Below are 16,899 nucleotides of genomic sequence, written 5' to 3'. Positions count from 1 at the left end.
GGTGTGTCCTACGGCTTGAGGGGGTCGTGCCCGAGCGTCATCAGCCGGTGCCTGCGGCGGGTGTCCTCGGACGTCCGCTCCGGCTCGGGCTCGTTCTCCATGTCCACCAGGTCCCCGATGGTGTCGACGACCCCGTGCATCACCCGGACGTCGTCGTCGGTCAGGTCGGTGCGCCGCTTCTGGAGGATGGCGAGGACGTGCCGCCCGGTGGGCGGGCCCGCCTGGTCGGGCAGCGGTTCCACCTCCTCGTCGGCGTCCCGGACCCTGAGCCAGGAGGCGAGCTCCGCGGAGGTCATGTTCACCACGCGGTGGAAGTCCTCCCACAGCGCGTCGATCTCGAGTGCGTCCGCCATGGATGTCCCCTTCCGGGTACGGGGCCGGCTCGCCGGCGGCGGGCCGGCCGTCGTGCGTCGGGCCGGTGCCGGATCACTCCCCGTCGCGGGGCCAGTTCTCGGCCTCGAACATCCAGCGCTGCTTCTCCAGGTCGGCCGTGACGGCGATCAGCAGGTCCTGGGTGACGGGGTCCGGCTCGTCGGTCGCGGCGATGCGCTCCCGCAGCCGGCCGATCGTCGACTCCAGGGCCGACACCATCAGCGCCACCACCTCGGTGTCGCGCAGCCAGCCCTCCTTGGTGCCGGGCAGGGCGAGGGCCGCGGCGACGGTCTCGGGCCGCCCGTCCGGCGGCAGGCCGAGGGCGGCGGCGCGCTCCGCGACGGTGTCGGAGTGGGCGCGGGCCGTGTCGACCACCTCGTCGAGCTGGAGGTGGATCGAGCGGAACCGCGGCCCGACGATGTTCCAGTGGGCCTGCTTGCCGATCAGCGACAGACCCAGCAGGTCCACGAGCGTGTCCTGCAGGGCGGCACCGGTGATCTTGAGCGCCTCGTCGGACAGCGTGCTCTTCACCACGGTCATGGCGCGGTCTTCCCTTCTCTCGTCCTCGTTCGTGCGTGCCGGTTCGTCGCGTTCCGTCCGGCTTGATGCCGTGACGTCCGGCTTCGTGGCGTCACGTCCGAGGATGCGGGTGCCCGGCGTCTGCCGGGACAAACGCGCCTGATCAGCGGGGGAGCGCCCGGTCCAGGAACTTGATCAGCTCGGCGAACACCTCCGCCCGGTTGGTCTCGTTGAACACCTCGTGCCGTGCCCCGGCGAAGATCCGTTCGGTCAGCCGGCCGCCGAGCCGCTCCACGCCGACGCGGCTGCCCGGCAGCGGCACCAGTCGGTCGTCGTCCCCGTGCAGCCACAGCAGCGGCAATGGCCCGACGTCCCCGCCCTCGTCCACGGCCCTCAGGGTGCGGGTGAACGCCTCCAGCGTCGGCCGCTTCATCGGCCCGTGCCACACCAGCGGATCGGCGGCGTACGCGGCGCCCACCGCGGGATCGCGGGAGAGCGCGGCGGGGCTGATGGGGGTGTCCGGGATCTCGTCCAGGGCGAGCAGCCGCCCGGGCAGCTCCCAGGCGCCGATCACCGGCCCGGACAGGACCAGCGCGCTCAGCTCGGAGCCGTACCGCTGGGCGTACCGCGCCGCGATCAGACCGCCCATGGAGTGGCCGATCACGACGAGCGGCAGCCCGGGATGCGCGGCACGGGCCAGGTCGGCCACCCGGTGCACGTCCGTGACCACGTCCTCGAAGTCCTCGATCACCACACGGTCGCCCGCGGACCGGCCGTGCCCGACGTGATCGGGGCCGTACACGGCCGCCCCGTGGCCGGTCAGCGCGCCGGCCGGTCCGTCGTACCGGCGGGCGTGTTCCCCGTACCCGTGCACCACGACGGCCAGGTACCGCGGCTCCGGATGTGGCCACTCGGTGACGGCGATGCCGCCGAGGTCGTGCTCGCGGACGTCGGTCATGTCTCCTCCAGCCGTTCGGCGCGGGTCACGGGAGGATCTTCCCAGGGGGCGGGCGGTCGGGCTATAGTCCAAAACTAGCAGTGCTAATTAAGGGCGCTGCAGGACGGACCCCGGTCCGTGCTGATCCACAACGTCGTCGGTCAGGAGTCCCAGCCGTGCGTCCCGTCCACTTCGCGGCCGCCCGCCGCACCCCCATCGGCAAGCTGCGCGGAGCCCTCTCCACGGTGCGGCCCGACGACCTGGCGGCCACCGTGATCCGCCGTCTGGTGGCCGACCTGCCCGCCCTGGACCCGGCCCGCATCGACGACGTCTACTGGGGCGCCGCCAACCAGGCGGGCGAGGACAACCGCAACGTCGCCCGGATGGCCGCACTGCTCGCGGGCCTGCCCGAGTCCGTACCCGGGGCCACCGTCAACCGGCTGTGCGCCTCCGGCCTGGAGGCGGTCACCGCCGCCGCCCGCACCATCGCCGCGGGCGAGGCCGACATCGTGCTCGCGGGCGGCTCCGAGTCCATGAGCCGCGCCCCCTTCGTGCTGCCCCGCCCCGACGAGGCCCTGCCGCACCGCATCGAGACCCATGACACCCGGCTGGGCTGGCGGCTGGTCAACCCCGCCATGAAGGACCTGCACGGCCTGCTTGCCATGGGCGAGACGGCGGAGGAGGTCGCCGAGCGCTACGGCGTCTCCCGCGCCCGCCAGGACGAGTTCGCCCTGCGCAGCCACCAACTGGCCGCCGCCGCCCGGAAGAACGGCCACTTCGACGACGAACTCCTCTCCGTGGAGCGCCCCGACGGCATCACCGTCGAGCAGGACGAGTGCGTGCGCGAGGACACCTCACTGGAGAAACTCGCCCGGCTCAAGCCGGCGTTCCGCGCGGGCGGCACGGTCACGGCGGGCAACGCCTCACCGATGAACGACGGCGCGGCCGGACTCCTGCTGGTCAGTGAGGAGGCCTTGAACGAGCTGGGCCTCGAGTCCCTCGGCCGGTACGTCGCCGGTGCCTCGGCGGGTGTCCACCCCGACGTGATGGGCATCGGCCCGGTCCCCGCCACCCGCAAGGCGCTGGCCCGGGCCGGCTGGACCGTCGGCGACCTCGGCGAGGCCGAGTTCAACGAGGCGTTCGCCGCCCAGGCCCTCGCCTGCGTCGACGAACTGGGCATCGACCCCGACCTGGTGAACCCCACCGGCGGCGCGATCGCCCTCGGCCACCCGCTCGGCTGCTCCGGCGCCCGCATCCTCACCACCCTGCTGCACCGGATGCGGCGCACGGGCGCCGAGCGCGGGCTCGCGACCATGTGCGTGGGCGTCGGGCAGGGCAGCGCCGTGCTGGTCGAGAGGCACTAGGGGGCGTCTCCCCGATCTTCGCGGGTCCGCGACGCCGGCACGGCACCTCGCCGCACGGCCGAACCGTCCACGTACGCCCGGTACGAGGGCGACTCGACCGCACGCCGAGGCACCGCACCGGACGCCGCGGCCTGATCCACGAAGATCGGGGAGACGCCCCCTAGGGGCAACCGGGGGCCCCTGGCCGCCGGCCGCGCGGGCCACCCCTCGGACCTGGTCCGGCTCCGCCGGACGCGTGCACATAGCATCGGTCGCCGTATGAACACGATGACGCTCTGGCACATATCCGGCTGGGGGTTCGCCGCCCTCGCCTTCGCGGCCCTGCTGGTGGGTTTCTCCAAGACCGCCGTCAGCGGGGCCAACACGGTCAGTCTCGCGGTCTTCGCCGCGGTCCTGCCCGCCCGCGCCTCCACCGGAGTGCTGCTGCCGGTCCTGATCGCCGGTGACGTCCTGGCCGTGCTCACCTACCGGCGGCACGCCCACTGGCCCACGCTGTGGCGGCTGTTCCCGGCCGTCGCCGCCGGCGTCGTGGCCGGCACCCTGTTCCTGCTGTGGGCCGACGACGCGGTCGTCCGGACCTCGATCGGCGCGATCCTGCTGCTGATGGCCGGCGTCACGCTGTGGCGGCGGCGCCGGGCCGGGGCGGAGGCCGAGCCGGACGAGGTCACCACCCGGGCGGGCCGGATGAAGGCGCGCTCGTACGGCGTCCTCGGCGGGTTCACCACGATGGTCGCGAACGCGGGCGGCCCGGTGATGTCGATGTATCTCCTTTCGGCCGGCTTCCGCAAGCTCGGTTTCCTCGGTACGTCGGCCTTCTTCTTCCTCATCGTGAACGTGTCCAAGGTGCCCTTCAGCGCCGGACTCGGACTCATCGACGGCCGCTCCCTGCTCCTCGACGCCGCGCTCGTACTGTTCGTCGTGCCCGGCGCGTTGATCGGGAAGTGGGCTGTGAACAGGATCGACCAACGGCTCTTCGAGCAGCTCGTGATCGCCGCGACGGTCGTCGGCGGTGTGCAGCTACTGCTGCGGTAGGCCCAGCAGCGCCGGGACGTCCGCGAACGAGTCCACGACGTGGTCGGGAGTGCCGCTCGCGTTCTCGTGCGTCTCGGGCCGGTACTTCCCCGTCCGTACCAGGACCCCGGTGAGCCCGGCCCGCTGCGCCGCGAGGACGTCCGACTCGACGTCGTCCCCCACCATCAGCGCCTCGTCCGCACGCGCGCCGAGCCGGGACAGCGCGGCCTCGAAGAACGCCCGGGACGGCTTGCCCGTGACCTCCGCCTCGACCCGCGCCGCCCGCTCCAGCCCGAGCAGGAAGGCACCGGAGTCCAGTTGCAGCCCGGAGTCGGTCCGCCAGTACAGATTGCGGTGCATCGCGACCAGCCGCGCCCCGCGCTGCAACTGCCCGAACGCCCGGTTCAGCGCCGCGTAGTCGAACTCCGGCCCCGCGCCGCCCACCACGACCACGTCCGCACGGTCGTCGTCGGCCAGGCTGATGTCACCCAGATCCGCCGCCACGTCTCCGCTGTTGAGCAGGGCGCAGCGGGCGCCCGGGTAGTGCTCGGCGAGGTGGACGGCCGTGGCGGCGGGCGCGGTCAGCACGTCCGCGACGTCCACCTCGAAGCCGGCCTCCGACAGCGTCCGCGCGATCGACGCCCGCGACCGGGACGTCGTGTTGGTCACCAGGACCACGCCGAGACCGGCGGCGCGGATCCTCGCCAGCGCCTCCACCGCACCCGGCAGAGGCTTCCAGGAGACGGTGAGGACACCGTCGATGTCGATCAGGACGGCACGCACGGATTCCATGGCCCGACGGTAGCCCTCCACGCCGCAGGCCGGCCCGAACGGCCTCGGTAGGCTCACCCCATGTCCCCGCACGTGCTGATCCTCGGCGGCACCACCGAGGCCCGCCGTCTCGCCGCGGACCTCGCCGCCCGCCCCGCTGTCCGGGTCACCACCTCGCTCGCGGGCCGGGTCGCCAGTCCGGCGCCGGTGGCGGGCGAGACGCGGACCGGCGGTTTCGGCGGGCCGGAGGGCCTCGCCGACTGGCTGCGGACGCACCGGGTGGACGTCCTGGTCGACGCCACCCATCCCTTCGCCGCGTCGATCACGGCCAACGCGGCCCGCGCGGCGGCGGTGACCGGAGTCCGCGCCCTGATGCTGCGCCGCCCCGGCTGGCGGCGGGTGGCCGGGGACGACTGGCACCTCGTCGACTCGCTCGACGCGGCCGCCGAGGCGCTGCCCCGCCTGGGCCGACGGGTCTTCCTCAGCACCGGCCGCCTGGGGCTCGCCGCCTTCCGTCACCTGACGGACCTGAGTTTCGTCGTGAGGTCGGTGGACCCGCCCGAGCCGCCGCTGCCCCCGGACACCCGGGTGCTGCTCGCCCGCGGCCCGTTCACGGTGACCGACGAGACGCGGCTCCTGCGTACCCACCGGATCGACGTCCTGGTCACCAAGGACAGCGGAGGCGCGGCCACGGCCGCGAAACTGACGGCCGCCCGGGACCTGGGGCTGCCCGTGGTCGTCGTACGCCGTCCCGAACCGCCGGCCGGCGTCACGGTGGTGCCCGACGTGGCCGGTGTGCTGGAACGGCTGGGCCTCAGCGCTCCCCGGGGTTCCGGCGCAGCAGATACGTGTCCATGATCCAGCCCTTGCGCTCCCGGGCCTCGGCGCGGACCCGCTCGATGCGGGGCCCGGCCTCGGCGAGCGGGCCGGAGACCAGGATCTCGTCCGGGGTGCCCAGGTACGCCCCCCAGTAGATGTCGATGTCCTGCTCCGCGTACCGCCGGAAGGCCTGGTGCGCGTCCAGCATCACCACGACGTCGTCCACCCCCTCCGGGAACCCCTCGGCCAGCCGCCGCCCGGTGGTGATCTGCACCGGCCGGGCCACCCGGTTCAGCCCCGTGCGGTGCCGGGCCACCAGGGAGGACACACTGCTGACGCCGGGCACCACGTCGTACTCGAACTCCACCGTGCCCCGGGCCAGCACCTCCTGGAGGATGCCGAGCGTGCTGTCGTACAGCGACGGGTCGCCCCACACCAGGAACGCGCCGGTGCCGTCCTCGCCCAGTTCCCCGGCGATCAGCCGCTCGTAGATGCCCGCGCGCGCGACGCGCCAGTCCTCCACGGCCGGGGAGTACGAACTCCCGCCCGCCGTGCGGTCCCGCTCCGGGTCACGGGCCGTCACCACCCGGAACCCGCCCTCGGGCCGATGCGTGTCGAGCATGTCCTCGCGGAGCCGGGTGAGGTCGCTCTTCACCTCGCCCTTGTCGAGCAGGAAGAACACGTCCGTGCCCCGCAGCGCCTTGACCGCCTGGAGGGTCAGCTGGTCGGGGTCGCCCGCACCGATACCGATGACATGAATCTTTCGCACGCCCAGAGTCTGCCGCATGCCACTGACAGTGATCCCACCGCCTCCGGGACGGCCGCGGGGGAGGCGGTCAGGAGACCAGCCTCGGCGCCTCGGCCGCCGCGTCGACGGGCCCCGGCCCTCGCTCCACCCGCCCGGCCAGCTCCCGCGCCCACACCGCGAGCCCGGCCAGGTCGATCCCGTGGGGCCGGTCCTCGCCCCGCTCGATCTGCCACTCCTCGACCGCGCCCGCCCCGCGCCGCAGCAGCCGCGCGCCGCCGGTGGCGTTGCCCCGGGCCGCGTGCGTGAGCCCCACGGCGAGCTGCGCGAGCCCGCGCCACAGCGTGCGCTCGTCCTCGGGCCCCGACTTCCAGGCGTCCTCGAACACCTCGTGGGCGTGGAAGGGCCGGCCCGCGTCCAGCAGCGTCTGCGCCTCGGCGACCGTCTCCCGCGCGGCCCGCACGACCCCCTCCGGCTGCCGCTCGACCCCGTCGGCCCCGTACGGCAGCGGCCGCCCCAGGCCGTCCCGGGGCCGGGCGTTGCGCGCCCGTCCGTCGGTGTCCCGGTCCCGGCCGCCCGCGGGGCCTCCCGGCGTCGTGCCCGTGTCCGTCATACGGCCCATTGTCCCGGCCCCGCCCCGGGGCGCTTCGGCGCACCCCCGCACGTGGGGTAAAGTGCTGTTCGCGCGATCACGCGGGTCACCGCGAGTGAGCGCATCGGGACGTGGCGCAGCTTGGTAGCGCACTTGACTGGGGGTCAAGGGGTCGCAGGTTCAAATCCTGTCGTCCCGACTTGCTGAACAGCAGGTCAGGGGTCGTTCGAGAGCAATCTCGGCCGACCCCTTCGCCATGCCCGGGACGCGGACACGTCCGCGTCCCCGGTCAGGCCGTCCGCTGCCGGCGGGCCGCCATCACCGCGTAGACGACGATCCCCGCGAACAGGAACAGCACGCCCTGGTAGACCGCCGCGTAGCCGGCGCCCGCCACGAGCCACATCGAGAAGGCGGCCGCCACCGCCGTGACGACGGCGTCCCTGACCAGCCGCGCCCGGTCGACCGACTCGCGCCGGCCGGACACCAGGTGGAACACCTGGGCCGCGGTGGCCAGCAGGTACGGCACGGTCGCGGTGAAGGTGGTGACCAGCACCAGCATGTCGAAGACCTTCGCGGAGCCCGCCGTGTAGTTGTAGACGGTGAGCAGCGAGGCGAGGACCACGGTGACGCCGACGCCGAAGGTCGGCACGCCCCGGCGGCGGCGCGTGAAGGCGGCGGGGAACAGGCCGTCGCGCGCGGCGGCGTACGGCGTCTGGGCGCTCAGCAGCGTCCAGCCGTTGAGGCAGCCGGTCATCGACACCAGGGCGGCGAGGGCCACGGCCCAGCCGCCCCAGCTTCCGCCGAACATGGCGTTCACGGCGTCCGAGAACGGCGCGGTGGACGTCACCAGACGCCCGTGCCCGACCGTGCCGAAGACCGACAGGGTGCCCAGCAGGTACACGAGGGCGGCGCCGGCGGTGCCGATGACGGTGGCGCGCCCCACGTTGCGCCGGGCGTCCCTGACCTCGCCCGCGCTGACGGCGGCGGACTCCACGCCGAGGTAGGAGAAGAGCAGCAGGGCGGCGCACGCGGACACCGCGCCGCCGGCCCCGCCGCCGGTGGCGTTGAACGGCCCGAGCTTCGCCGGGTCGAAGAAGAACAGTCCGCCGACCGCCACGAGCAGCAGCGGGACGAACTTCAGCACCGTGGAGACGATCTGTACGGCGCCCACGTAGCGGGTGCCGGCGAAGTTGGCGAGGGCGGGCAGCCACTGGAGAACGAGGGCGGCGAGACACGCGCTCCAGCGGTGGCCGGCCACCGGGATCAGCACGTCGAGGTAGCCGACGGCGGCCACGGCGAGCGCGGCGTTCGAGACCCAGGTGGTGATCCAGTACGCCCAGGCGGCGAGGAAGCCGGCGAAGTCGCCGAAGGCCTCGCGGGCGTAGACGTAGGGGCCGCCGGTGCGCGGGTCGCGATGGGCGAGCCGGCCGAAGACCAGGGCGAGCGCGATGGCGCCCACCGTCAGGACGGCGAAGGCGACCAGGCTGACGGTGCCGTAGGGGGCGACGGAGGCGGGGAGCAGGAAGATGCCCCCGCCGATGATGTTCCCCATGACCAGGGCGGTGGCTACGGGCAGCCCGAAGCGGCGGGCGTGCCGTCCGGTGTCGCCGTTCGGGTCCTCGGCGGGAACGGGGTGGGTTCCCGAGGGCGCCGGAGCCGGCCGCTCGGCGGTCCCGGTGACGTGCATGGGTGGGTGTGCCTCTCATCGAACGGGTGTTCCCGGGATCGCCGGGACCAGGCCATGGTCGGTGATGCCCCGACCTGGCGCAAAATCGCCGTTTATTGTCCCGTTGCACCCGTTCGATGACGAAAGAACTGCTCGTACGAGGCCTGTGCGCCGTGAGACGTCCGTCAGCCCTTGTTGGAGCCCAGGGTCAGGCCGCTGACGAACTGGCGCTGCAGCGCGAAGTAGACGATCAGGGTCGGTATCGCGGTGAGCAGGGCGCCGGCGGCGACCAGGTTGGGGTCGGTGAAGTACTGGCCGGACAGGTTGTTCAGGGCCGAGGTGATCGGCATGTTCTCACCGGTGGAGATCAGGACCAGGGCCCAGAAGAAGTCGTTGTAGATCCAGATCGACAGCAGCGTCGCCAGGGCGGCCATCGCCGGCTTGCACAGCGGCAGCGTGATCTGCCAGTACAGCCGCCACACCGAGGCGCCGTCGACCAGCGCGGCCTCGGTCAGCTCGTGCGGCAGCGAGCGCATGTAGTTGCTCAGCACGAACGCGCAGAACCCGGACTGGAACGCCACGTGGATGAGGACCAGGCCGAGCGCGGAGTCGTACAGTTTCCCGCTCGCCGTGACGCCCGGCAGGTCCGTCAGCAGGTACATCCGGTACAGCGGCGTGATGATGACCTGCTGCGGGAGCAGGTTGCCCGCCGTGAAGACCAGCAGCAGCGCCAGGTTCACCCGGAAGTCGAAGCGGCTGACGTAGAAGGCGACGCACGAGGACAGCAGCAGCGTCAGCAGCACGGCCGGCACGGCGATGACCAGCGTGTTGACGAAGTAGTGCGTCATGTCCGACTGCTGGTACGCGTGGGTGAAGTTGTCCAGGCCGAGCTTGTCCGGCCAGGACACGTACCCCTTGGCGCTGGTCTCGCTGTAGGGCCGCAGGGCCGAGAAGACCGCCCACAGCAGCGGCGCGAGCCACGCCAGGGCGGTGACCGCCAGGAAGACGTGCAGCAGGACCCGGGCCGGGCGCACGGGGGCGCGCCGCCTGAGTGCGGCGGTGGGGGCGCTCACGATCGCCGCTCCTTCCGGAAGGTGGCCACCAGGTACGGGATGATCACCGCGAGCGATATCACCAGGAGGACCACCGCGATGGCGGAGCCGTAGCCGATGCGGCTGGACTCGCCGATGATGTTGTTCGTCACCAGGATCGACAGCAACTCGGTGCCCTGCGCGCCCTTGTTGAAGACGAAGACCAGGTCGAAGGCGCGCAGCGCCTCGATGATGGTGACGACGAGGACGACCGTGTTGGTCGGGCGCAGCGTCGGGAACACCACGTGCCGGAACGACTGCCACTCGTTGGCCCCGTCCAGCGCGGACGCCTCCCGCAGGGACGGGTCGACGCTCTTCAGGCCGGCCAGGTACAGGATCATCATGTAGCCGGTGTGCCGCCAGGACGCGGCGACCAGCACCGCCCACAGGTTGAGGTCGGGGTCGCCGATCCAGTCGATGTAGTGACCGGGTCGGTTGGCCCCGACGATGCTGTTGATCAGGCCGGTGTCCGGGTTGTAGACGAGCTGCCAGACGAAGCCGATGCACGCCATCGAGATGACGACCGGCAGGAAGAACGCGGTCTGGTAGACCCGGCTGAACCGGATGCGCTTGTCCAGCTGTACGGCTAGGAACAGCCCGAACGGCGTCGGGACGAGGATCAGGGCCGCGAACCAGATGACGTTGTGCTGGACGGCGGGCCAGAACTGCGGGTTGTCGTCGAAGAGCTGCTTGAAGTTCTCCAGTCCCACCCACTGGATCGAGTCGAACCCGATGCCGTCCCAGGTGGTGAAGGCGAGGAGGATCGAGGCGAGGGCGGTGACCCAGACCAGGGCCACGTGCAGGACCGTGGGGACGCCCGCCATGAGGGCGAGCGTGATCCGGTCGCGGCGGGTCAGCAGGCGCCGGTGGCCCCGTGCGGTCCGCGTCGTCCCGGGCGCGGCGCCCGGAGGCGGCACCGGGGCCGCCTCCGGCGTCTTCGTCGTCGTGTCCGTCGTCATCGGGGCGCTCACGAGGACGCGAAGATGGTCTTCTTCTGGCGTTCGATCGACGACAGCAGGCCGTCCACGCCCTTGGGGTTCTGGATGAACTTCTGCAGCGCGGGCTGCATCACCGTGGAGGTGAAGTCGGGCCGGCTGTCGCGGTCCATGAACTGGGTCAGGCTCTTGGCGCCGCTGATCATCGTGTACGCCTTCTTCTGCAGCGCGGTGTACGAGGAGGTGTCCGCCTTGCCGGAGGCGGCCACCACGCTGGAGTCGGCCTTGAGGTAGACCGCCTCGGCCTCCGGGGTGCCGAGGTACTCCAGCAGCTTCACCACACCCGCGTGGTTCTTCGGGGCCTTGCTGACCATGAAGCCGTCGGTCGGTGCCTCGACGGTGTCCTGGCCGTGGGCGGGGTTCATCTCCGGGAAGGCGAAGAAGTCGAGGTCGTCGAGGTCGGCCTTGTCCGTGAACTGCTGCGCCACGAACGAGCCGAGGAGGTACATGCCCGCCTTCTTGGCCACCAGGGTCTGCGCGGCGTCCTGCCAGGTGCGGCCCATGGCGCCGTCCTGGTGGTAGGGGAGCAGCTCGCTCCAGTGGTCGAAGACGGACTTCACCTTCGCGTCGGTCCAGGAGGCTTTGCCGGCCATCAGTTCGACGTGGAAGTCGTAGCCGTTGAGCCGGAAGTTGATCTGGTCGAAGGTGCCCATCGCGGGCCACGCGTCCTTGTCGCCGAAGGCGATCGGGACCAGGCCGTCCTTCTTCATCCGCTTGCACAGGGCGATCAACTGGTCCCAGGTGGTGGGGACTTCGTATCCATGTCGCTGGAAGACGCTTCTGCGGTAGAAGAGCGCCCACGGGTAGGTGTACAGCGGCACGAAGTAGTACTTGCCGTCCTCGCCCTTGCTGAGCTTCCTCATGGCCTCGGGGAAGTTGCCCTCGATCTTCGACCACACGTCGTCGATCGGCGTCGCCAGCTTCTTCGCCGCGAAGAACTGCATGCGGTAGCCGGCGAACCAGTTGAACACGTCGTCCGGGGTGCCCTGCAGGTAGGAGTTGATCTGCTCCTGGAAGGTGTTGTGGTCCTTGGTGTTCACGTCGACCGTGATGCCCGACCGCTTCCTGAACGTCGCGTAGATCTCCGCGAAGGCCTTCTTCGGCACGGCGTCGGAGGCGTTGGAGCCGAGGGTGACGGTCTTCGGGTCGGCGGCGGAACCGCTGCCGCCGCACGCGGACAGCATGGGTATGCCCGCGCCGGCGAGGAGCGCGGCACCGCCCGCTCCGCGCAGCAGCGAGCGACGGCTGGGCCCGGGGAGGGAAAGACCGGAGGGGGAGAGGCGCATGGCGGCTCCTGAGGATTGCGGGGTCCGGCCAAGGGGATGAGTCGATCACCGAAAGGTCCTCGAAACCGATCAGAAACCAACTCGACCGAACAGCGTGGGCGTAATAACAGCCCCACGTACGCCGAGCGTCAATAGGTCCCGCTCGCGCCGGCCGGTCTCTTGCCCGAAACGTAATCGCCGCCGAACGGCTTTTTGAAATGATGTCTTGACAAAGGATTGACAGCGGCCTTCGCAGGGGGTTGGATCGCGTGCCAACGCAACAGCGTCCTTGCCCCGTAGCACAGTGAGGTGCACGAACGATGGACCGCTCTGCTCACTTCCGTTCCCGCCGGCCGGCCCTTGTCGTCGCCCTGGCCGCCGCGACAGCCCTCACCCTCGCCGGCTGCTCCAGCGGCTCCGGAGGGAAGAAGGCCGAGGAGGGTGGTGCGAACGCCTCCGCGGGCAGGGCGGACACCCCCCGGATGACCGTCGCCCTGGTCACCCACCAGTCGGCGGGCGACACCTTCTGGGACATCGTCCGCAAGGGCGCGCAGGCGGCCGCCGCCAAGGACAACATCAAGCTGGTCTACACCCACGACCCCGACGCCGGCCAGCAGGCCGGCCTCGTCCAGAACGCCGTGGACCGGAAGGTCGACGGCATCGCCGTCACGCTGGCGAAGCCGGACGCCATGAAAGACGTCGTCGGCAAGGCGAAGGCGGCCGGCATACCCGTCGTGGGCCTGAACTCGGGCCTCAGCGACTGGAAACGGCTCGGCCTGCTGCAGTTCTTCGGGCAGGACGAGACGGTCGCCGGCGAGGCGTTCGGCAAGAAGCTGAACGAGGTCGGGGCCAAGAAGGCCGTGTGCGTGATCCAGGAGCAGGGCAACGTGGGCCTCACCCAGCGCTGCGACGGGGTGAGGAAGACGTTCGACGGCACGACCGAGACGCTGTACGTGAACGGCGCCGACATGCCGTCCGTGAAGTCGACGATCACGGCCAAGCTGAAGCAGGACAAGGCGATCGACCACGTGGTCACGCTGGGCGCCCCCTTCGCGCTGACCGCCGTGCAGTCGGTGGACGACGCGGGCAGCAGGGCGAGGATCGCCACCTTCGACCTCAACAAGAACCTGACCGGCGCCGTCAAGAAGGGCACCATCCAGTTCGCCGTGGACCAGCAGCCCTATCTGCAGGGCTACTTGGCGATCGACTCGCTGTGGCTGTACAGGAACAACGGCAACTACAGCGGCGGTGGCGAGCAGCCGGTGCTGACCGGCCCGGCCTTCGTCGACAAGTCCAACGTCGACAGGATCGCCGAGTTCGCCGCGAAGGGCACCCGCTGATGAGCGTGACCCGGCCCGCCGGGCCGGCGGAGGGCGCGCCTCCCGCGCCCGCCGCCGGGGCCGCCGACGGCCGCACCGCGCGGCGTCCGCTGCCGCTGCGGCTGCTGGCCCGTCCGGAAGTGGGCGTCCTCCTGGGCGCCCTGGCCGTACTGGTCTTCTTCCTGATCGCGGCGCCCGCCGTCCGCCAGGGCGGCTCGATGGCCACGGTCCTCTACCAGTCCTCGACGATCGGCATCATGGCCCTCCCGGTGGCCCTGCTGATGATCGGCGGCGAGTTCGACCTGTCCTCGGGCGTCGCCGTGATCACCTCCGCGCTCACCGCGAGCATGCTCAGCTACCAGCTGACGGTGAACGTGTGGACCGGAGTCGTCCTCGCCCTCGCCCTGTCCCTGGGCGTCGGGGCCTTCAATGGCTGGATGGTGATCAGAACGGGGCTGCCCAGCTTCCTGGTCACCCTCGGCACCTTCCTCATCCTCCAGGGCGTCAACCTCGCCGTCACCAAACTGGTCACCGACAACGTGGCCACCGACGACATCAGCGACATGGACGGCTTCGGCCAGGCCAAGCGGATCTTCGCCTCCTCCGTCGGCGTCGGCGGCGTCCAGGTGAAGATCACCGTCTTCTACTGGCTCGCCTTCACCGCCCTCGCCACCTGGGTACTGCTGCGCACCAAGTACGGCAACTGGGTCTTCGCCGTCGGCGGCAGCCAGGAGAGCGCCCGCGCCGTCGGCGTCCCGGTCACCTTCACCAAGATCACCCTGTTCATGCTGGTCGGCCTCGGTGCCTGGTTCATCGGCATGCACAACCTGTTCTCCTTCAACACCGTGCAGTCCGGCGAGGGCGTCGGCCAGGAGCTGATCTACATCTCCGCCGCGGTCATCGGCGGCTGTCTGCTCACCGGCGGCCACGGCTCCGCGATCGGACCGCTCTTCGGTGCCTTCATGTTCGGCATGGTGAACCAGGGCATCGTCTTCGCCGGCTGGAACCCGGACTGGTTCAAGGCCTTCCTCGGCGTGATGCTCCTCGGCGCCGTCCTGATCAACTTGTGGGTCCGGCGCACGGCAACCCGGAGGTGACCTTCGATGACCACGAACGGAACCGGAACCCACGGTGCGGACCGGAAGGACACCCCGCCCGCCACGGACGGCCCGCTCGTCGAACTGCGCGGCGCGGGCAAGTCCTACGGCAACGTCCGGGCCCTGCACGGCGTGGACCTCGAAGTTGGTGCGGGGCGGGTGACCTGCGTCCTCGGTGACAACGGCGCCGGAAAGTCCACCCTCATCAAGATCATCTCCGGCCTGCACCGGCACACCGAGGGCGAGTTCCTGGTGGACGGCAGGGCGGTACGCTTCAGTACCCCGCGCGAGGCCCTCGACCGCGGCATCGCCGCCGTCTACCAGGACCTCGCCACCGTCCCCCTCATGCCGGTGTGGCGGAACTTCTTCCTGGGCTCCGAGCTGACCAGGGGCCCGTGGCCGGTGCGGCGCCTGGACATCGCCCGCATGAAGGCGACCTGCGACCGGGAACTGCGCGACATGGGCATCGCGCTGGACGACCTGGAGCAGCCCGTCGGCACCCTGTCCGGCGGCCAGCGCCAGTGCGTGGCCATCGCCCGGGCCGTGCACTTCGGCGCCCGTGTGCTGATCCTGGACGAACCCACGGCCGCCCTCGGCGTCAGACAGTCGGGTGTGGTCCTGAGGTACATCGCCGCGGCCCGCGACCGCGGCCTCGGCGTCGTCTTCATCACCCACAACCCGCACCACGCCTACATGGTCGGCGACCACTTCGGCGTGCTGCGCCTCGGCACCCTCGAACTCAGCGCCGAACGCGCCGGGATCACCCTCGAGGAACTGACCAACCACATGGCGGGCGGCGCCGAACTCGCCGCGCTCAGGCACGAACTGGCCCAGGTGCGCGGTGTGGACGTCGACGGACTGCCGGAGGAGGGGGACCTCACCGCACCGGCGGCCGGCGCGCCGGACCGGAACGGCTGAGGATACCGGCACGGGGAACCGGACGACCGGTCCCGTGCGTTCACAAGGGTGTACGAGTCCGTACGAGGCACGGGGAGGCCGAGTTGACGAACGAGGCGCGACAGCCGGACAGGCCGGACGAGGCGTACGAGCCGAACGAGCCGAACGACGGCCGGGAGCGGCGGACGGCGGCACGGGAGCCGGCGCCGGACAGCGCCGCGACCGCGCGCCGTGCCCGGTTCGGCACCCTGCCGGAGCGGGTCCGGCCCGAGGACACGGTGGAGACACGCCCCGCCGCGCCGAGGGACCCGGCACGCGACGCCTACGACCCCGACGAGTGGCTGGTCCGCTACTGCCTCTGAGTCGCGGGAGGCGCGCCGGCGGGCGGGAGCGGACCCCGCGCGGTCAGCCGGCCCGTACCTCCGCGACCGTCACCGGGCGGTGCTCGCGGAGGGACAGGGTGCACGCCTCGGCGATCCAGCCCGCCTCCAGGGCGTCCTCGACCGTGCAGGGGGAGGGCCGGGCACCCGCCACCAGCTCGGTGAACGCGGCGAGTTCGGCGCGGTAGGCGGCGGCGAAGCGGTCCATGAAGAAGTCGTGCGGGACGCCGGACGGGAAGGTCGCCCCGGGCTCGGCCGAGCGCAGCGGCAGCTTGTCCTCCAGGCCGACCGCCACGGAGTCCTCGAAACCGAGCAGCTCCATGCGGACGTCGTAACCACGGCCGTTGTGACGGGAGTTGGAGACCGTCGCGAGCGTGCCGTCGTCCAGGGTGAGGACCGCGCCGACGGTGTCCGCGTCGCCCGCCTCCCGGATGTGCCCGGCACCCCGGTTGCCGCCGGCCGCGTACACCTCGGTGACCTCGCGGCCGGTCACCCAGCGGATGACGTCGAAGTCGTGGACGGAGCAGTCGCGGAAGATGCCGCCGGAGGCGGCGACGTACGCGGCGGGCGGCGGCGCGGGGTCCAGGGTCGTGCAGCGGACCGAGTGCAGCCTGCCCAGCTCACCGCCGCGCACCGCCGCCCGGGCGGCCGTGAAACCCGCGTCGAAGCGGCGGTTGAATCCGATCTGCACCGGAACCCCGCCGCCCCGGACGGCCTTGAGCACCTCCAGACCCTCCGCCATGGTGCGGGCGACCGGCTTCTCGCAGAAGACCGGCACGCCTGCCTCCACCCCGGCCCGGATCAGCGCCGGATGGGCGTCCGTCGCCGCCGCGACGACCAGCCCGTCCACCCCGGCCGCGAGCAGCGCCTCCGGCGAGTCCGCGATCCGGGCACCGAACCGCTCGGCGGCGGCCTTCGCCGCGTCGGCGAACGGGTCGGCGACGACGAGGGATTCGACGGCGTCCAGCCCCGAGAGGGTCTCGGCGTGGAAGGCGCCGATACGGCCGAGGCCGAGGATTCCGATGCGCATGAGGCGGCAGCTCCTTGAGTGCGGTGGTA

18 protein-coding genes and 1 tRNA gene are annotated in these 16,899 nt (G+C 71.6%); 8 read left to right on the top strand and 11 right to left on the bottom strand.

What is annotated here, in order from left to right:
* Window positions 1-8: 8 nt before the first annotated feature.
* From ACWCPN_RS30015 to ACWCPN_RS30005, 3 genes are all read right to left on the bottom strand, one after another.
* The gene (locus tag ACWCPN_RS30015; protein WP_451212404.1) at window positions 9-353 is read right to left on the bottom strand and encodes a DUF3140 domain-containing protein; all 345 of its coding nucleotides are present in this window, start codon (window positions 351-353) and stop codon (window positions 9-11) included.
* Between the two features lie 73 nt (window positions 354-426).
* Window positions 427-912 (bottom strand): Dps family protein, encoded by a 486-nt coding sequence (locus ACWCPN_RS30010; RefSeq protein ID WP_451212401.1) that lies wholly within the window; start codon window positions 910-912, stop codon window positions 427-429.
* Window positions 913-1,054: 142 nt separating this feature from the next.
* Window positions 1,055-1,849 carry an alpha/beta hydrolase gene (locus ACWCPN_RS30005; RefSeq protein ID WP_451212398.1) on the bottom strand — a complete coding sequence of 265 codons (795 nt, stop codon included), beginning with the start codon at window positions 1,847-1,849 and terminating at the stop codon, window positions 1,055-1,057.
* Window positions 1,850-2,004: 155 nt separating this feature from the next.
* Here ACWCPN_RS30005 and ACWCPN_RS30000 point away from each other — a divergent pair, with 155 nt between their 5' ends.
* Together ACWCPN_RS30000 and ACWCPN_RS29995 are read left to right on the top strand one after the other, a co-directional pair.
* The gene (locus tag ACWCPN_RS30000) at window positions 2,005-3,192 is read left to right on the top strand and encodes a thiolase family protein (RefSeq protein ID WP_451212395.1); all 1,188 of its coding nucleotides are present in this window, start codon (window positions 2,005-2,007) and stop codon (window positions 3,190-3,192) included.
* 258 nt (window positions 3,193-3,450) lie between these two features.
* Window positions 3,451-4,224, top strand: a complete 774-nt coding sequence (locus tag ACWCPN_RS29995) for a sulfite exporter TauE/SafE family protein (protein ID WP_451212392.1) — start codon at window positions 3,451-3,453, stop codon at window positions 4,222-4,224.
* Here the strand turns inward: ACWCPN_RS29995 and ACWCPN_RS29990 are convergent.
* The gene (locus tag ACWCPN_RS29990) at window positions 4,210-4,995 is read right to left on the bottom strand and encodes a TIGR01458 family HAD-type hydrolase (protein WP_451212389.1); all 786 of its coding nucleotides are present in this window, start codon (window positions 4,993-4,995) and stop codon (window positions 4,210-4,212) included. The genes ACWCPN_RS29995 and ACWCPN_RS29990 overlap by 15 nt on opposite strands.
* Window positions 4,996-5,055: 60 nt before the next feature.
* Here ACWCPN_RS29990 and ACWCPN_RS29985 point away from each other — a divergent pair, with 60 nt between their 5' ends.
* Window positions 5,056-5,832, top strand: coding sequence for a cobalt-precorrin-6A reductase (locus ACWCPN_RS29985; RefSeq protein WP_451212386.1), 777 nt, complete (start codon window positions 5,056-5,058; stop codon window positions 5,830-5,832).
* On the opposite strand, the gene cobF is transcribed toward ACWCPN_RS29985, so the two are convergent.
* Together cobF and ACWCPN_RS29975 are read right to left on the bottom strand one after the other, a co-directional pair.
* On the bottom strand, window positions 5,789-6,562 hold the full coding sequence (gene cobF, locus ACWCPN_RS29980; RefSeq protein WP_451212383.1) for a precorrin-6A synthase (deacetylating): 774 nt from the start codon (window positions 6,560-6,562) through the stop codon (window positions 5,789-5,791). The two genes, ACWCPN_RS29985 and cobF, sit on opposite strands and share 44 nt — an antisense overlap.
* Window positions 6,563-6,629: 67 nt before the next feature.
* Complete coding sequence (locus ACWCPN_RS29975) at window positions 6,630-7,160, bottom strand: DUF309 domain-containing protein (protein ID WP_451212380.1); 531 nt, start codon at window positions 7,158-7,160, stop codon at window positions 6,630-6,632.
* Between the two features lie 95 nt (window positions 7,161-7,255).
* On the opposite strand from ACWCPN_RS29975, the gene ACWCPN_RS29970 reads away from it, so the two are divergent.
* A tRNA-Pro gene (locus ACWCPN_RS29970) sits at window positions 7,256-7,329 on the top strand.
* Window positions 7,330-7,419: 90 nt separating this feature from the next.
* On the opposite strand, the gene ACWCPN_RS29965 is transcribed toward ACWCPN_RS29970, so the two are convergent.
* The 4 genes from ACWCPN_RS29965 to ACWCPN_RS29950 form a co-directional block, all read right to left on the bottom strand.
* Complete coding sequence (locus ACWCPN_RS29965; protein ID WP_451212377.1) at window positions 7,420-8,817, bottom strand: amino acid permease; 1,398 nt, start codon at window positions 8,815-8,817, stop codon at window positions 7,420-7,422.
* A gap of 164 nt (window positions 8,818-8,981) precedes the next feature.
* Window positions 8,982-9,869, bottom strand: a complete 888-nt coding sequence (locus ACWCPN_RS29960) for a carbohydrate ABC transporter permease (RefSeq protein ID WP_365128858.1) — start codon at window positions 9,867-9,869, stop codon at window positions 8,982-8,984.
* Window positions 9,866-10,846, bottom strand: coding sequence for a carbohydrate ABC transporter permease (locus tag ACWCPN_RS29955; protein WP_451212374.1), 981 nt, complete (start codon window positions 10,844-10,846; stop codon window positions 9,866-9,868). Before ACWCPN_RS29955 ends, ACWCPN_RS29960 begins: the two co-directional genes overlap by 4 nt.
* An 8-nt stretch (window positions 10,847-10,854) precedes the next feature.
* Window positions 10,855-12,168: an ABC transporter substrate-binding protein gene (locus ACWCPN_RS29950; protein WP_451212371.1), complete on the bottom strand. Its 1,314-nt coding sequence runs from the start codon at window positions 12,166-12,168 to the stop codon at window positions 10,855-10,857.
* A gap of 299 nt (window positions 12,169-12,467) precedes the next feature.
* Between ACWCPN_RS29950 and ACWCPN_RS29945 the strand changes: the two genes are divergently transcribed.
* From ACWCPN_RS29945 to ACWCPN_RS29930, 4 genes are all read left to right on the top strand, one after another.
* Window positions 12,468-13,487 (top strand): sugar ABC transporter substrate-binding protein, encoded by a 1,020-nt coding sequence (locus ACWCPN_RS29945; RefSeq protein ID WP_451212368.1) that lies wholly within the window; start codon window positions 12,468-12,470, stop codon window positions 13,485-13,487.
* Window positions 13,487-14,563, top strand: a complete 1,077-nt coding sequence (locus ACWCPN_RS29940) for an ABC transporter permease (RefSeq protein ID WP_451212365.1) — start codon at window positions 13,487-13,489, stop codon at window positions 14,561-14,563. The genes ACWCPN_RS29945 and ACWCPN_RS29940 overlap by 1 nt, the downstream gene beginning before the upstream one ends.
* Window positions 14,564-14,569: 6 nt before the next feature.
* On the top strand, window positions 14,570-15,481 hold the full coding sequence (locus ACWCPN_RS29935; protein ID WP_451212362.1) for an ATP-binding cassette domain-containing protein: 912 nt from the start codon (window positions 14,570-14,572) through the stop codon (window positions 15,479-15,481).
* Window positions 15,482-15,564: 83 nt separating this feature from the next.
* Window positions 15,565-15,822 (top strand): hypothetical protein, encoded by a 258-nt coding sequence (locus ACWCPN_RS29930; RefSeq protein ID WP_451212626.1) that lies wholly within the window; start codon window positions 15,565-15,567, stop codon window positions 15,820-15,822.
* A gap of 43 nt (window positions 15,823-15,865) precedes the next feature.
* On the opposite strand, the gene ACWCPN_RS29925 is transcribed toward ACWCPN_RS29930, so the two are convergent.
* Entirely contained in the window at window positions 15,866-16,870 is a 1,005-nt protein-coding gene (locus ACWCPN_RS29925) for a Gfo/Idh/MocA family protein (RefSeq protein WP_451212359.1), read from the bottom strand.
* Window positions 16,871-16,899 lie beyond the last annotated feature (29 nt).

Source organism: Streptomyces sp. NPDC002386 (genome assembly GCF_053593175.1).
Note: the sequence above shows the minus strand (reverse complement) of the source record. Positions and strands in the feature narration are given on the sequence as shown.

Excerpts from the sequence above, each read along its gene's own strand:
- ACWCPN_RS29985 (WP_451212386.1), top strand. The coding sequence starts at position 5,056 with ATGTCCCCGCACGTGCTGATCCTCGGCGGCACCACCGAGGCCCGCCGT.
- ACWCPN_RS29990 (WP_451212389.1), bottom strand. The coding sequence starts at position 4,995 with ATGGAATCCGTGCGTGCCGTCCTGATCGACATCGACGGTGTCCTCACC.
- ACWCPN_RS29925 (WP_451212359.1), bottom strand. The coding sequence starts at position 16,870 with ATGCGCATCGGAATCCTCGGCCTCGGCCGTATCGGCGCCTTCCACGCC.
- ACWCPN_RS29935 (WP_451212362.1), top strand. The coding sequence starts at position 14,570 with ATGACCACGAACGGAACCGGAACCCACGGTGCGGACCGGAAGGACACC.
- ACWCPN_RS30010 (WP_451212401.1), bottom strand. The coding sequence starts at position 912 with ATGACCGTGGTGAAGAGCACGCTGTCCGACGAGGCGCTCAAGATCACC.
- ACWCPN_RS29995 (WP_451212392.1), top strand. The coding sequence starts at position 3,451 with ATGAACACGATGACGCTCTGGCACATATCCGGCTGGGGGTTCGCCGCC.
- ACWCPN_RS30015 (WP_451212404.1), bottom strand. The coding sequence starts at position 353 with ATGGCGGACGCACTCGAGATCGACGCGCTGTGGGAGGACTTCCACCGC.
- ACWCPN_RS29950 (WP_451212371.1), bottom strand. The coding sequence starts at position 12,168 with ATGCGCCTCTCCCCCTCCGGTCTTTCCCTCCCCGGGCCCAGCCGTCGC.
- ACWCPN_RS29975 (WP_451212380.1), bottom strand. The coding sequence starts at position 7,160 with ATGGGCCGTATGACGGACACGGGCACGACGCCGGGAGGCCCCGCGGGC.
- ACWCPN_RS29965 (WP_451212377.1), bottom strand. The coding sequence starts at position 8,817 with ATGCACGTCACCGGGACCGCCGAGCGGCCGGCTCCGGCGCCCTCGGGA.
- ACWCPN_RS30005 (WP_451212398.1), bottom strand. The coding sequence starts at position 1,849 with ATGACCGACGTCCGCGAGCACGACCTCGGCGGCATCGCCGTCACCGAG.
- ACWCPN_RS29945 (WP_451212368.1), top strand. The coding sequence starts at position 12,468 with ATGGACCGCTCTGCTCACTTCCGTTCCCGCCGGCCGGCCCTTGTCGTC.
- ACWCPN_RS29955 (WP_451212374.1), bottom strand. The coding sequence starts at position 10,846 with ATGACGACGGACACGACGACGAAGACGCCGGAGGCGGCCCCGGTGCCG.
- ACWCPN_RS29940 (WP_451212365.1), top strand. The coding sequence starts at position 13,487 with ATGAGCGTGACCCGGCCCGCCGGGCCGGCGGAGGGCGCGCCTCCCGCG.